Below are 15,926 nucleotides of genomic sequence, written 5' to 3'. Positions count from 1 at the left end.
TCAGTATTCATCTCAGGGCGAGAAAATTTATGTCCAATTCTGCAATCACCGTCACCGTCAAATTATTCGCCGCTTATCAAGAAGCGTGTGGAGCTGCAGAATTGGTATGGAATTTTCCCCAAGATACACCCGTTAGTGCCGTGTGCGATCGCCTGATTGCAGAACACCCAGAACTGAAACAGTGGCGCCACCTCACCCGCTTCGGAATTAATCTGATATTTGTCGAACCAGATACCATTCTTCAAAATGGGGATGAGGTAGTCTTAATCCCCCCAGTTAGCGGTGGTTAGCGTGGGGTGATGGGGTGATGGGGTGGTGGGGTGATGGGGAGTGTGGGAGGTGTGGGAGGTGTGGGAGGTGTGGGAGGTGTGGGAGGTGTGGGGAGTGTGGGAGGTGGGGTGATGGGGATAAAGTTTGAGCCTTTGAACCTGAAACTTGAGCTTTTGAACCTGAAGCGTCAGCCTTTGAACCTGAAGCGTCAGCCTTTGAACCTGAAACTTGAGCCTTTGAACCTGAAGCGTCAGCCTTTGAACCTGAAGCTTGAGCCTTTGAGCCTGAAGCTTGAGCCTTTGAGCCTGAAGCTTGAGCCTTTGAACCTGAAACTTGAGCCTTTGAACCTGAAGCGTCAGCCTTTGAACCTGAAACTTGGATTTCATAACTCAAAACATCCTCCTCAAAATCCAAAGCTTCCCCCACTTCCCCATCACCCCATCACCCCATCTCCCCATCACCCCATCACCCCATCTCCCACACTCCCCACACCCCCCACACCTCCCACACCTCCCACACTTCCAGATCTATTTCACCCTACCCCGGAAGCGAACAAAGCCATAGGAACCAGTGGGTGTACCGGAACCGGTGGCGCTGGGTAATGTCCCTAAATCCACAACTACCGCACCGTTGGTATTTGCGCCACCGCATTTAATTTGTCGCGAAGGGTTTTGACTCGCATAAAATGCAACAGGGTCTTCACTAGGGGGAAAATAGCGACCGATATCGCCATCTTGGGCGTTGGTGAGAGTTTGGTTTTGTCCGTTGAGTCTGACGATAATACCTCTGTCTGCACTGGGTAGACCACCTGGTGCGGCTTGCGGATCGCCGGCTTTAGCGGTGGGAATAAAGGTAGTATTATTGGGAATGCGATCGCAAAATAACACTTGATTCGCTTCGTTATCTCCAGTCGAGAGGAAATAAATCGTATATTCAAGTTCGTCTCCCGGTTTCACATTCCCACCATTAACGCCACCGATGAGGAAAGTACTCGGATTCGGCCACTTGTCAGTATCTGCGGTGGGATACTGAGGTAATTGGGGAGCTAGGGCAGGTTCAATGGTATTATCATCGTAGGGATTACTCGCCTCATTCATGTATCCCGCCAAATTATCACCCCCGTTAGTCTTCGTCCCGCCATTCAAGGCTGTAATTCGCTTCACCAACAGCACATTAGGATTACCACCCACAGTATTTTCGTCGGTAGCTGTGTTTGATGATTGGTCAGGATCAGTTACCGTGCTAGGTAAATCCACGGAAGCTATATTCTTAATTTTTGTACCTTTGGCAATGTTATCAGCCAATTTAGCGTTAATTAAAATAGTAGCCTGACCAGATTTTAATAAAGTCACACTGGTATTCACATCACCAGTGCCCGCAGCTACAGCACAGCCAGAACCAGCAGTCGCACTGCAAGTCCAACTAGTAAAGGTGACGCCAGCAGGGGCGGTGTCAATGACGTCGATACCAGCAATATTATCCCATTGTCCACCGTTCACTGGTTGGGAGTTAGTCACCACAATGGTGTATACGGTAGTTTGACCAGCGGCGATAAACTTCTTACCGTCGGTTTTTGTCACTGTCAAATCACCTCTACCTAATACCGTCAGGGTCGCTTTGACTAAATTGGCATTAGTAACTTGTTCACTACTGCTGACAATAGCAGAATTCAAAACGTTCGTTAAATTTCCAGCAAAATTAGAGACGACATCCACTGCGAGAGTACAGGTTGCATCCTTGACCACAGATGCACCACTAACGATGACTTTATTATCTGCCGGTACAGCGGTAAATGTAGCATTACTACAACCACTACCTGTAAAAGTAGGATTAGGAACTGCAGCCAAGTCCATCCCCAAAGGTAAATTATCTATAAAACTCACACCAGTTAAATCTATAGCATCGTTATCGTTATTTTTAATGAGGACACTGAGGCGAGAAGACTGACCGGGAGAGACTTTAATTGGAGCAAAAGATTTATTCAGGTTTAAAGTCGCGGCTGTTCTTTTGATATCAGCATTGACAGCGAATTCGTTAGTTGCGCCTTGGTCTGTTTTTAGGGCAGCAGCAGCGATAGTATTAGTAGCAGTTCCCGCAGAGTTGGGGACGCGAACATCCACACTAATTTGACATTTATCTCCAGACAAAGCACCACCTGTTAAGGAGATTGTCGCACCACTAGCTGACACACCACCGCCGCAGTTGTTGCTGACATTGGGTGTAGCATCAACTGTATGTCCAGCGGGGAGGGTATCAGTTAAATTCATCCCGGTGAAATTAGGTGCAAACACCTCCTCTCGGTCAATGGTAATGGTTAAGCGACTTTTTCCGCCTACAGCTACAGCGGGTGGGTTAAATGCTTTACTGACAACTACAGCATTTTTGACATTTAAGTTAGCTGTGGCGCGAATAGCGTTATTCCCAATACTGGTTTTTAATTCATCCACATTAATTGTGTTGGTGTGTGAACCGCTAGGAGCAGTAATACTCACCTTCACGGGTACGGTAATTGTACAGAAGCTGCTAGCAGGAATCTTACCACCACTCATGGCAATTTGCGTAGTTCCCGCAGCAGCAGTAAGAGCACCGCCACAATTTGTGCTAGCTGTACTGCTACTAGCGATGGTAAATCCAGCCCCCATAGTATTGAGGTTGTCAGTAAAAGATGTCACATTAACATCAGCAGGTTGGGTGTTGATCAGCTTAATTGTTAATGTGGTTTCTTGTCCTTGAGTTCTTTGAGTATCAGAGAAAGATTTTTCTAATTGCACCTTACCATTAAGGAACAAATCTGCTTGTCCTTGATAAGGGTTATCACCTAAATCTGTTTTCAGATTACCGGGAGGAACTTTGTTAGTGACATTACCATCGCCGTTACCACCTTGACCAGTGAGGTCATCGGCTTTTACCTTAACTGTGATGGTACACGAACCTTTATTAGAGCCACTTTTAGCGGGAATTTGTCCACTATTCATTTGAATGAGAGTACCACCATTAGGCGCATTCACTGTACCACCAACACAGGTAGTGGTAGCAGCGCCGCTAACTGTATAGCCCGTCCCCATTGTCGTCAAGTCATCTGTAAAAGATGTAATATTTGCGGGATTGCTATCAGTGTTGGTGAGGGTAATTGTCAGTGTGGTTTCTTGTCCCCGGATGATTTTGTTGGGGCTAAAAGCTTTTCCCACAGAGACAGGGGCTAAAACATTTAAATTTGCAGTCGCCGCACCATAGTTAACAGTACCAAATTTGCCTGCAGGAATGGTGTTGGTGTAATTAGCTTTTTTAGTTGAGGTGACTGTGACTTTAATTTGACAAGAACCAGCACCCACAGGCGCTGGTGCTGCGGGGATGGTTCCATTTGTGAGTTGGACTTGAGAGGCTGTAAATGTGGCGGTACCACCGCAAGAGTTGGAGTCGAGACTCTGGACGGTGACGTTAGCTGGTATGGGGTCAGTCAGGTCGGCGTTGGTAATTGCGGTGCTGTTGTAGTTGTTGATGGTGATAGTTAATTGGGAAGTTTCGCCCCCTTGAATAGTGCTGGGGTTAAAAGCTTTTTTGACTTCCGCTCCTGTTTGGACGGTAATTGGGGCGGTGAGAGCAGCGGTGTTGGTGGTTTTAGCGCCTTGTGCGGTGGTGATGGCGCCGACGGGAATGGTGTTGGTAAAACTTTGGTTGAGGAAGGTATTACTGTCAGCAGCTACTAAGTCTACTTTAATTGTGCAGGCAGCTTTCGGAGCGATTGTACCACTGGCGAGGGAAACTGCACTACTACCTGCTGTGGCTGTGACGGTACCGCTGCAGGTGTTTTGAATATTCGGTGTGGGTGCAACTTTTGTGCTCGCAGGGAGATTATCGATGAAAGCAACTGCAGTTAAATCTATTAAGTTGGGGTTATTAATGGTAATCGTCATGGTGGTAGCAGTACCATTGCCGTGGAGATTACCTACAGAAAATGCTTTACTACCAGTTACAGGTTTGATGGGTTCGACGGTGAGGGTGGCGTTAGCTTCAGTACTACTTTTGAGTGTTGTTCCATCTTGCTCACCTGTGAGTCCGTTGACGGGAATACTATTAACATAGGTTTGAGTGTTGGTGGCGGTGGTGTTAGAAGTGACATCAACCGTAATACTACATTCACCTGATACAGCTGCAGATGCAGGAATTGTACCACCTGTGAGTTTAATACTAGTATCGCCAGGGCTAAGTGCACCGCCTGACGCATTGGTGACTGTTCCACCGCAACTGTTCACTAGGTTAAGTGGAGTCGCAACTATTACCCCAGCAGGTAAATTATCGGTGAACGTGGCGCTGGTGACGGGTGTAGCTTTGTTGTTAAATAGCCGAATAGTAATTTTTGAGGGTTGGCTGGGGTTGATGGTGATGGGGTTAAATTCTTTGTTGATTTCGATTTTGGCCCAAGCGCTGCTGGCGAATACCATCACCCAAGTACAAGCTAGCCCGAAAGGGAGTTGACGAGAAAATCGGGTTGGTCGTGGTGAGAAGCGACGGTGGGCGATCGCTCTGATTTCTTTCAATATTGATTTCATGTATAAGTATTGTTGGGTAAGTGTAAAAATAACCGTGTTTAAGATTCCCCAAATTTACGGAAATCCAACATTTACTCAGGATTGTTCATGAATTTTCATCCACAACTGGGAATATCTACAGTTGGTGGGGGCGGTGGTGTTAACTTTTCACCAATTTTTGTGACAATAACGGCATGATTGGCAGGTTCAGAGGTACCGTATTTAGCATCTGTAGCGATCGCACTTACTCTCGATCCTGGTTGTAAATTTCGTAGTGTGGCGCCAAATCTTCCCGAATCATCAGCTTTAAGGGTGGTGAGAACTTCTGCTAAAGCTCCATCCAGACCAACTCGATAAATTTCGATTTCTGTTCCCGGATCAGCGATACCATCAAGATGCACTTGATGATTGATAAGCAAAAATTCTGGTGCTAAAAATTCTGGTGCATTAATGGCGGCGTTGGCTGTATCCCAACGTCGATTTTCAGTATCCCGACGAGGATTTTTGCCATCTCCCCGCTGAAAGTCCTCTACACCTAGATGTGCTCTGGTATTCAAGTCAATGCTAAGTCCTTGCAAATTACTAAAGCGGTTATTTTGAATCAAATTACCCATAGCCGCGCCATGATGGAATGAGCCACCAGGAGGAAACGCAGACACCACCACCCCAGGGCCATTTTGGGCGCTAATTTGGTTATTTTGGATTTGATGGTTGCTTCCCATGACAAAAATTGCTGCCCGACGCAACCGTCGTCCATTAAACTTAATTTGATTGTCAAGAATTTTTACTGAACCTTCTGGTTTAAATAAAAATACACCGCTACCATCGTTAGCGCAAATCAAGTTAGCGGAAACTGCCGATTGATTAATGATGCCATCTAAACGGATAGCATCAGGCATTCCCCGGATTCCATTACCCAGGATCATATTTTCTGTTACTTGCGTTCCTGTCGCCTGATTTCCAGTGATAATACCGCTACCATCGTGGTGAGAAATGCGGTTGCGACGGATGACTGTGTTAGTGGCGTTGAATACAGAAACGCCAAAAGCCGAAGTAGTCGAGGGAATATCTGCATTGGGCGTGATACCCAACCAGTTATTTTCAATCAATACGCGATCGCTAGGCAAGTTAGAATCGGATGAGGTAATAAAAATATCAGCCGGAGGAGTCGTTTCTGTCGCTCTGTGTTGAGAAGTGAAACCATAAAGACTCAAACCGCGAATAGTCACTTGATTCGCTACCACCGTCAACCCGCGAAAAACTTCTACTCCTGGTGCTGGGGTAATACTGACAATTGGCTGAGGAATGCTAATTGCTGTTGTAAGTGATTTCGCTGAATCATATCCTGGTTGTGTTGTGCCATCAACTACTAAACCGGGAGTTGTCAAGGGTGGTAATAATTGCTGGAGAGTAATTGTAGTTCGTCCTGGAGGCAGATTAAAAGCAATTTGCGGTTGAGTGTGATTTTTTACTAAAGCTTTTTCACGGGGACTTAATTGATCTAGAGGTAAAGTCCCGTTCATAATAGCGATCGCTTCTCGCAAAGTGAGTATATCATCTGGTGCGATCGCCCTATCTTGATTGCTATTAACTGTAACTTGCAAAAAACTCTGAGTTTGGCTGGTGGCAATTTCTGGGTGTGTAATCAGCAACAGACAAATCACAACTCTGGTAAACGCTTTAAATTTCACCTTTTCCCGCTCCTTTGATTGCAGATTCTTGTTGTTGACGAGGTGCGATTCTTTGTTGTCCGAAGCCGTCAAATAGTTCATTGAGCTTGACTGTTAAGCCGAGATATGCACCGCCGGCAGAACGGGTTCCAGAAAAATCTCGGTCATCGACTTTACCGAAGACGTAACCAGCAGAAACGCGGAGGTTGGGGGTGAGGTAGTAGCCGGTTTCGATGACAAAGCCTGTTTCGGTGTAGTTGGCTTGAGTGATGACGCGGGTTTCGCCGACTAAATCCATGTTGTAACCGAGGCGATAGGTGGCGCGGAATTGGGCTAAATTCACTGTGCTTGTACCCGCTAAATCACTGGCTATGTAGGAAGTGCTATTACGCAACGCATATTTACCATAAAATTCCCATTGCCAGTTGGGGGCGTAAATTGCTTCCATCGCCAAGGTATGATCTTCATAGCCAGTTCCGTTGCCTAAGAGGATGGTGTTAGGGATGGTGGCTGGGTTTTGGCGATATTCATAACGCAATAAGGCGTTAAATTTATCGTTGTTGGGGTCGCGGTAAGCTAATCCTACTCTCAGGTTGAGGGTATCTCCTAATCCTGAAAGTCTTTGATTGGAAACACCAGCTTGTTGATAGCGGACTAAGGCTGTGAGAGATGGGGAAATTTTCCCGGTAGCTGCGGCTGAGATGACGGTGTTTGTACCACCAGCAGCGGTGCGGTATTCGTAACGAGCGCTGGCTTGAAATTGGGGATTATCTGAGTATTCTAAGCCGATGCTGTAGCTATCACCGCCGTTGAAGCCGATGGATGAGGCTGATTGACCAACTGCGAAAGGTTGTGCAAATTGTTGTCCTGCGGATGTTCTGCCAAAGAAGCCGCCAAATACATGTTCATAAGCTAAGTTTAACCGTAATCCAGGAGCGATCGCCCAACGGTTATTCAATCCAATCGCACCTTGGGTGGTGAGTTCATTGCTTCCACCTAAAATGGAGTAACGTCCGGTGATGGTGGTGTCTGAACCGAGTTTGTGTTCACCGTTAACGCTCAAACTGGTGATGGAATTACCAGCAAATTGTCCACTACTATAAAATTGTTGGGCTAGGCTGATGTTGATACCGGGAATTACTGCCCAATTTAGCCCGAAGATTGTCCGGTCTGGATAAACTGTATCTTTGTCTGAAGATAAGGTGAGTTCGTTTTGGGCTTGAAAGGTGAGATTATTAGTTAAGGGTACAGAAAAACGCGATCGCAGTTGATCAGATTTACTAGTCAAGGCGTTGGTAGGAATCCTATCTTGGCGATGGCGATGAATCCAATCTACATCAAAAGTCGCTTTCCCAAAACGTTGTTGTATTCCAGCGGAAATTGTGGTGAGGGAGTTATCAACTTTGCTTCCTGGTGTCGCTTCGACGCGGGGTGCAAATAATGACTCGAAGGTATCCAAGGGTTGGGGTGCAATGCCAAAATTATCTTCTTGGTCATATTGCAGTCGCACATCGGTAGTTGCGGAAAGTTTACCTGTCAATTGTGCGCCGTAGCGAGTTTGACCAGGAACGAAGCTGACGGTAGCATTGTTCGCAAAACCTGTATCTGCGTAGCGATAATAAGCGCGACCTTGGATATTGTCGGTGATTTTTCCTTCTGCTTCCAAGCGGTAAGCGTCACCCCTGACTCTGCCCAAGAGGTCGGAATCATTGGTAGAATGACCATATTCGGCAATTAACCGACCTTGATTACCCAAGGCAATTGACGCATCAACACCGTAGAGTTGAAAATTCCGCACGCCTTGATTTTCTTGCACATAGGTAGCTGCTAACCAACTCTCGGCGTTGAGGGTGCGAGAAAAGTTATATTGCAGACGACCTGCAAAGATATTGCTGTTAGATTCCTGAGTGTCGTATTGATAGGTAGCGACAATCCGACGAACTAAAACTTGACCTGTTCGATCGATGTCGGTGCGGAGAACGGGTTCTCGGAATAAAATTGTACCGCGATAATAATCAATTTCGTAGTCTGGGCCGCGACTGAGTTGTTTGCGTTCCAAGACTGTTCCTGGACGGTTGAGTTCTTCCAACTCGATAAAAACGTTTTCGCTACCAGGAACCAAGATACGACGGGAGAGGAAATAATAACCACTTGTCCCATCAGGAGCGATCGCATCTCTTTGAAACCCTTGCAAATTATCACCATAAAAACCCGTAATTTGCAAGTCTCCTAGGTTATAGTTGGCTTTAAAACCGTGGAGTTGCCGAGTAATGGCGGTAAATTGTTGAGAGGTGCGAGCAAATTCCTCGGTGTTGTAGTCTCCCCACATGGCATAATCAGGGGCAGTACCGGGAATACCAACGGAACGCTCAAACCGCAGATATAAGCTATCAATTGATGGAGCGACGACATCAACTTTGGAACTGTCGCCATAAACAGGATAATTTCGCTCACTGAATTGGTAAGTTCTAAAAAGGCGATTGTTACAGTTGCAATCTTCATTCAGCGGACGAGAACTATTATACGCACCCGTGAACAACCATTCGCCGATCGCACCCGTCGCAAATACCGCCGAATGGAAGTTTAGCTGTGTACTATTGTCTCTGTTAGCGGGGAGGAAATCACGGAATCTGCTGTAATAATCTGTACCTCTAGCTCCTAAACGAAAATCTATCACCCCAGTCACCAAACTCGGACGCAACGCCGTTTCCATTTGTACCTGGGTAAAAGCTTCCAAATCATTAGCCAGCGCGCGAATCGTGATAGTTTGGGCTTGGAGAGGCGATCGCAAATTGGCACTAAATTCTCCCGCTTTCGCTTCCACCTGAAATCCTGGCTGTTCAGGTTTCAAGTCTGTCCCGACAAACTCCCCAGCCGTCGATATCAAGGTCACAACCGCATCTCGGAGCGCGCGATTGCCATTTTCATCTAGCAGCTGACCTTTAACCGTCGCCGTAGAACGCCCATCAGCCGGGATCCGAGCCTCCACCGTCTCTACTTGCAATTTCTTGGGCGCTCCCCGCACCACCACCCGCACAGTTACAGGCGGTTCTTTCCCCCCCGCGACTTGTGCAGAAATGATATTTTCCCCTTCTTTCAGAGAGACACCATACCATGTCTGCGTGACTAAATTGTTACTCGTATCAGTTTCCGTTCGACCAAGCAAAGCCGAATCAACCAACACTCCATTTATTCGCAATTCCACCTGATTTCCACTAGAAAACTGCAAAATCACCGTTGTAGCTTGGACATCCACCACACCTTCATCTGTGGGCGTGAGGATTTTGATCGCCGCAGTTTGCTGCGCGATTCTGCGTAAACCCTTAGGTAACTCGGTATCAATTGCCGGTTGAAATGGTGGAATTTCATTTCCAGAAGCTAAAGACTGGGAGAATCTACGTAACCCTTTAGGTAACTCAGTCTCAATTGCTGGTTGAAACGGCTGGATTTCTTGGGAAGCTGGGACGGGACTCAATTCCTCTTGCTCATTCTCCAATTCCCCATCCCCAAAATCAGCCACCTGTTGAGAGATTTCCTGGGGAATTTCCCTCGCTTCCGCCTGAACTAAAGCCGGGTATAAAACAACACTAATAGCGCTAGCGATCGCCCCCATCAACTTCAAATTTAAAGGCTTCATGGCTGAACATCCTCCTGGAAGGTGGGGGTGACAGCGAAGTTCATCCGTACCAACCCACCGGGTTCTAAACGCACCAAGCGAGATTGGCTATTACGTTCGCGGAATTTGAGATTAGGCGCGAGGCTATAACCAGGAAGGCTGCTCAGGTCTAATACACCCGTGTGGTTTCCAGGTAGGACGTTAGCCAGAGAAAACAAACCGTTGGGATCTGTGGTGATGCGGTTCCCATCTTCTGTAAAAATCACCGCATTCGGTACACCGGGTTCACCGGGTTGTTGTTCACCGTCAAAGTTTTTGTCAACAAACACGCGCCCGATAATCGTTCCGCAATCAGAGACAATTCCCGGACGAATTTTTAAATAATGGGTAGCTGGGCCATCCTTGGTGCGAAAACGGTTGTCGGCGCGCAACGCATTGACAATCGCACTATTGCGTCCAGTACCACGCACCGCATCAGGTGTTAATTGCACAGCATAAGCAACATTTAAAACTTTCTCGCTGGGAATAGTCACATCTGTGCGAAATGTCAAAGTGTTACCGTTGCGTTCTGAGGTGATATTCACCGACTGACCATTCATTTCACCCCGCACAGATTGAGGTAAAAAATTAAATCCTAAAGGCAAATTGTCAGTAATAACCACATTATTTAACCCGGTGTCAGCCAAATTTTTGACCGAGAGGCGATAAATAGCCGTATCTCCAGGTTCAGCCGTGGCGCGATCGCCTGTTTTGATGATCTGCACTTGATTGGGCTGACACATATTGGTGGTGAATTCAAAGGCGAATAACTTCAGCGCCTGAGTTTCGGCGTTGTTGACTAAAACCACCCTGTCTTCAACCATAGTCTCACCCACAATACTGATAGGTTGACCATCTAAAGAAGTAGCTACATAGCGCACAATATTATTACCTTCAGTCCCCGTACTTTGAAGAATTTCAATCTTGATTCTCCGCTGTTTATAAATAGAATTTGCGGGTGGATTAACTACAAAAATATAGCTTCTCCCCGGAGATGTTTGACCTCGGTTAGGGTCAAGCAAAAAATTATAAACACCTGCAGGATTATTCGTAATAAAATAAGGATTATTATTTTGACTATTTGGAGCCAATCCCCCAGGAATATTATTGCCAGGAATATCAGGTAACTCTGTCCGAGTTAAAGTTAATAAATTTCCTAATTCCGTTCCCGTTGGGTCGTTAGCATTAGCTTCATATACACTCACCGAAAAACCAGTATAATCAGGTAAAATTGCGCCAGCGCATCCTAAAATCCTCCCTAAAGGGTCAACTAACGGGCTAGAATTCAGACTAGTTTGACCAGAAATTCCTTGATATTGATAACTAGTTGCTGGGTCTGTATAAGTATAGGCAGCTTCATTTGTAATATTAACTGTAGACCGAGATAAACCTTGATTATCAGCCTGTTGTGCTAGAGCTTTTGTAGGCATAAAAGTAGGTAAAAAACTTCCTGCCATCACGGCGGCTGTTAATCGTTGATAGCACCTCTTACTAAAAATAATTTTTCTGATTTTTGAAAAAAGCAACACGGAAATTATCTCCTCTAAAATGCCTAAATTTTTCTATCAAGGCACTTGTATATATATGAAAGGGAATAGGGAATAGGGATTAGGGAATAGAGAAAAGAAAGCCGTCCACAATTCCTCTCGGCTCAAATTTTTACTTTTGTTGGTGAAAAATTTGGAATCTAGAGACGCAAAATTTTGCGTCTCTGCTTTTTATGGATGAAATCAGCGCACCTGAGTTTGATAAGTCGCTTTCACCGTTGCTTGACCCGCTACAGACGGGATTTGCAAACGGATGTGGGTATAAGCACTCGCTGGTGCTGGTTTGGTTTCCGTTTTCCCGTTAGCAAGGGTAACTTTAACAGTGGGATTTTCTACAAAAGTTCGACTACCATCAATGCTGTAAGTAATTTTGGCATCCTTTGCGACATCAATCGAATTCAGTACGTATACCATCCCTTTGGGAATAGGTTGATTCAGGGTGAGATTTTTAATCAGGCGATCGCTCTTATTTTCACTCAACAGTGTATAGCGCAACACATCACCCGGCTGCACCACAGCTTGACCTTTCAACGGCGTCCATGTCTTACTTTGCTTACCCTGCTGATCCTGCGCCACCACCTGCTTTTCAGCCTGCAAACGCAACTCTACTTGACCTTGAGTTTTTGCACTTTGAGCCACAGCACTGGTAGAGTGCCATCTAGACTCAGGTATCTGTCCCACAAACGGCATAGTTGCGAACAAAGCCAATGCACCTATACACACACCAGAAACACGTTGCATAAAATATTACCTCTAAAAATTGTGCTGTTCCACATTAGTTCGTAGTCAGCACTAAAGTGCTGAAAAATTCGAGACTAGAGTCCCAACTACGAATTAATTCACCTTGCGTTGGAAAGTAAATGTTCGCTGCACACCAGGTGCAACTTGACCAGTCACAGTGTCAATATATTTGGTAATATCCGTATTTGCCGTAGTTCCAGTTTGATCAATGCTAGAAGTATTAGCTGGATTACCATTGAAGAATTGAATAGTGGAAGCCCCAGAATCCTTAGCTGTCCCCACAATATTGCTGGTATCAATTTGCAGATTACTATCGTTATCCAACGCCCAATTATTTGGTGTCTGCGTACCATCTTCAGTAATCACAACCTTGTCAGCATTCAAAATCACGTTACCTGTTCCCGCTTGCGGGTCAGAAATATTTTTGTATCGGATTTGGTACTCAATAATATTTCCAGGCGCAGGTTTTCTGGTGACATCAGCCACACCAGAATTGGGATCAATACCGTTAACAGCGGGTGTGGATTCAAAATCACCTTGTCCCGCACCAACCACTGGCCCAGTTCCTTGAATAACCCGTGAGAATTTCAGCAATTTGAGAAAGCCAGTATAGACGCGATCAATAGTGATATTACTGGCGTCAAAGGTTCCGTCGTTGCCACTATCTTTAATCCCATCATTATTTGTGTCTGTAGTGTAGTTGTCAATAGCAGCAGTGATGGGTACAGGGAAACCCTTATCAATATCAGTGGATAGTTTTGTCCCCGCAGGTAAGTCAACTTCCACCCCATAGTTAACACTCGCTCCTGGTACAACATTGGGAATTGTGATGGCGGTGCCACTGTTCAGGGTAAACTGTGTGCCATTGTAGGTATATACAGCAGACTGGCTATTGTAGGTAATCGTTACCTTCGTTCCATTTGGTAAATCTGCAGCATTCGCTGGTGTTGTTGGCTCTAGTTTAATCAATCCTGCTTCTGTACCACTGTTTTTCACAGTATTGGTGAACCCGACAGATTGCGGATCAAGTAGACTACCAGGAGTTGTCTTAGGAGGTACTAACGAAGATTTATTAGTGAAGTCGTCGTTATTGTCCTTCGGCCCAATCGCATCGGGCGCATTCTGCGGCCCGTTGAGCAATCCCGCAGCTACAGGTGTTGTCAACACCACAACGTTCGCTTCACCTCCAACACCAGTAGCAGTGTTGTTATTTCCAGCGTCAGTTCCCGTCTCTGGATTTGTCGGGGTATTAATGAAACCACTACCAACACTAGCAGCTGGTAAAGTATCAGGAATCCCATCATTATTAGTATCTGTACCGGGAAAGTTGATAGTAGCTGGATTTCCGTCATCAAAATAGTTGCTAGGACTCTGGTCGCCCGATTCGTCGTATACTGGGGTGTTAGTTCCTGGCGTCTGACCGAATAATTGAGCAATGTTAGCGACTGTCAACGGTGAAGTTGCAGGGGATTTCACGGCTAGCATAACTGAGAAGCCATTGACTGTCGTACCCGGAGCAATGGAAGTGATAGTTGCGGGGTTATTAATGAAACCGACGCGCTTAACGGTGGTAAGATCAATTGGCGGTGTAATTGTCCAATTGGCGTCGTTAGCATTGATTGTTGACACAGGATCAGTTGTGTACACTGCTCGCCAACCAGGAGGCGGAGTTGGTACAGCGGCTAGAGTTGTGCCTGTAGGAATAGCATCGGAAACTAAGATGTATTTTGTACCTACAGGATCTGTTGTATCAGTAACCTTAATTGATGTACCAACTAAAGCAGCTGGGGTAATTCCCTGTCCTGTGGGGTCAGTGGACTCCACTCGCAAGCTTAAACTATAGGGAATTTTGTCGTCTGCAATGTTGTTGGGTGTGTTGTTGGTGTTGACTACGCCGCGCACCTTGAGAACAGTTCCTAAAGCATAGGTTTTTTGAGTTGTACCCACTTTACTTTGTTGAGTGGCGCTAGCTTCTCTGGTTCCGTTCACAGGTACGCCGTCCACTTCACCGTTAAGAGTTCCGTCAGGGTTATCTACAGTAAATACGTCCCCACCATCAGGACTGCGTTGTTGGTTTTGAGCATCTCCAGGGGTGTTACCAAGGGTGACAGTAATGACGTCGTTGGTTTGAGCGCCATTCTGAACGGTAACTGGTACACGTACCAACACAGTTCCATTGACGGGAACCGAACCCGTATCTAGACCACCTGCAGGAACGTTTGTCCAAGTTGTACCACCATCTGTGCTGTATTGCAAAGTACCATTTGCTGGTGTAGCACTATTTTTATCCGGTGGAAGCACGCCAGAAACTGTACCTGGCCCGGTTGTTGTGGCTTGGTTAGGAATGCGGAATTTTGTGGGGTCGTTACCGACGTTGGTGACGGTGAATGTGTAAATCAGTAAATCGCCAATTTGAACTGTTGTGTTAGTTTGGCTTGCAGTAGCATCTGTGACACCAGAAGCTGTGACGGTGATACCAGCAACTTCAGCAACGGTAACAACAACTGTGTTAGAGGTGGTGTTGATGGTTGACCCTGGATTGTTGGGGTCTTCGTAAGTAGCAGTTGCTTCGTTGCTGATGGATGTCCCCGCAACAGTTCCTTCTGCTAATACAGGGACTATAAATTGCAAAATGCCATTAGCTAATAGTGCTGTTGCTACTAAAGAACGGTAGAGCTTTGATGATTGTTTGATAAGTCGCTGTTTTTTTTGCATGATGGAACTGTGGTTATTGAATGAAAACTAGTCCTGCTAAGATTGCAGAATTTTCATGAACAATTTTTGTAAAAATTGTCAAGCTTAATTAGCCCACAACTGACAAAGTGTGGGCGAACATTTGGGAAATCTAACTAGTTATCTAGAATTAACTGAGTACATCTATTTATTTGCGAATGAGCACATAAAAATTAGATTGGTAGATACACAAATGCTGCAGATTCTACATAAATATGTGCTATCGCTTTCAACTAGCATGAACTCAGAGTTTAATTCCCACTACGATTTACCAGAATTAGATACTCTCAAATAATTTGCCTAGTTCGTTTACTGATAGCGATGAGTATCGGGAATTTATCCCTCTGTGCGTTTAAAATATCTACTTTGCTGTGTCATTAACTAAAAATGTATTGCCTACAGGTAAGAATAACTACCGTATAAATAATGATTTTTTGCCTAATAATAAATCTTCATGAAGATACATACTAAATATCTCTGCATCAAGAAATTTCTATTTTTCCGGTGTTGGCGATAAAAAACTACAACCTTTAGCTGAAGAACTTTTGAGCAATTTCCAGATTTACACACATCTTAGGTGATGAAATTGCACTGATAAGAAATAAAAAATATGTCGGTGATCGAGATCATGGCAGAATACTTGTGATGCAAATAATGCAAATTTTTCATATAAATAATGCAATTTCATCAAAATAAACTTAGTATTTATACTTAAGTATCTTTAAAATCTAAAATTGAAAAATTATGTATTTATACATAATTTGCCTGGAACGGACAACAA

Annotated in this window: 8 protein-coding genes; 2 read left to right on the top strand and 6 right to left on the bottom strand. The window is 45.2% G+C overall.

Annotated elements, in window-relative coordinates; translation table 11 throughout:
- The first annotated feature begins 29 nt into the window (after positions 1-29).
- Positions 30-290: a MoaD/ThiS family protein gene (locus MIC7126_RS0116945; RefSeq protein ID WP_017654355.1), complete on the top strand. Its 261-nt coding sequence runs from the start codon at positions 30-32 to the stop codon at positions 288-290.
- A gap of 33 nt (positions 291-323) precedes the next feature.
- Positions 324-872: a hypothetical protein gene (locus MIC7126_RS32000; RefSeq protein WP_154655911.1), complete on the top strand. Its 549-nt coding sequence runs from the start codon at positions 324-326 to the stop codon at positions 870-872.
- Here the strand turns inward: MIC7126_RS32000 and MIC7126_RS27780 are convergent.
- The 6 genes from MIC7126_RS27780 to MIC7126_RS0116910 form a co-directional block, all read right to left on the bottom strand.
- Complete coding sequence (locus MIC7126_RS27780; protein ID WP_017654354.1) at positions 798-4,820, bottom strand: beta strand repeat-containing protein; 4,023 nt, start codon at positions 4,818-4,820, stop codon at positions 798-800. The two genes, MIC7126_RS32000 and MIC7126_RS27780, sit on opposite strands and share 75 nt — an antisense overlap.
- 95 nt (positions 4,821-4,915) lie before the next feature.
- Positions 4,916-6,490 (bottom strand): right-handed parallel beta-helix repeat-containing protein, encoded by a 1,575-nt coding sequence (locus MIC7126_RS27775; RefSeq protein ID WP_017654353.1) that lies wholly within the window; start codon positions 6,488-6,490, stop codon positions 4,916-4,918.
- Complete coding sequence (locus MIC7126_RS0116925; protein ID WP_017654352.1) at positions 6,480-10,106, bottom strand: porin family protein; 3,627 nt, start codon at positions 10,104-10,106, stop codon at positions 6,480-6,482. Before MIC7126_RS0116925 ends, MIC7126_RS27775 begins: the two co-directional genes overlap by 11 nt.
- On the bottom strand, positions 10,103-11,554 hold the full coding sequence (locus MIC7126_RS0116920) for a DUF11 domain-containing protein (RefSeq protein WP_017654351.1): 1,452 nt from the start codon (positions 11,552-11,554) through the stop codon (positions 10,103-10,105). The genes MIC7126_RS0116925 and MIC7126_RS0116920 overlap by 4 nt, the downstream gene beginning before the upstream one ends.
- A 300-nt stretch (positions 11,555-11,854) precedes the next feature.
- Positions 11,855-12,412, bottom strand: coding sequence for a hypothetical protein (locus MIC7126_RS0116915; protein WP_017654350.1), 558 nt, complete (start codon positions 12,410-12,412; stop codon positions 11,855-11,857).
- Between the two features lie 93 nt (positions 12,413-12,505).
- The gene (locus MIC7126_RS0116910) at positions 12,506-15,127 is read right to left on the bottom strand and encodes a beta strand repeat-containing protein (RefSeq protein WP_017654349.1); all 2,622 of its coding nucleotides are present in this window, start codon (positions 15,125-15,127) and stop codon (positions 12,506-12,508) included.
- Between the last annotated feature and the right edge of the window lie 799 nt (positions 15,128-15,926).

The sequence above is a fragment of the Fortiea contorta PCC 7126 genome (genome assembly GCF_000332295.1).
Taxonomy (GTDB): Bacteria; Cyanobacteriota; Cyanobacteriia; order Cyanobacteriales; family Nostocaceae; genus Fortiea; species Fortiea contorta.
Note: the sequence above shows the minus strand (reverse complement) of the source record. Positions and strands in the feature narration are given on the sequence as shown.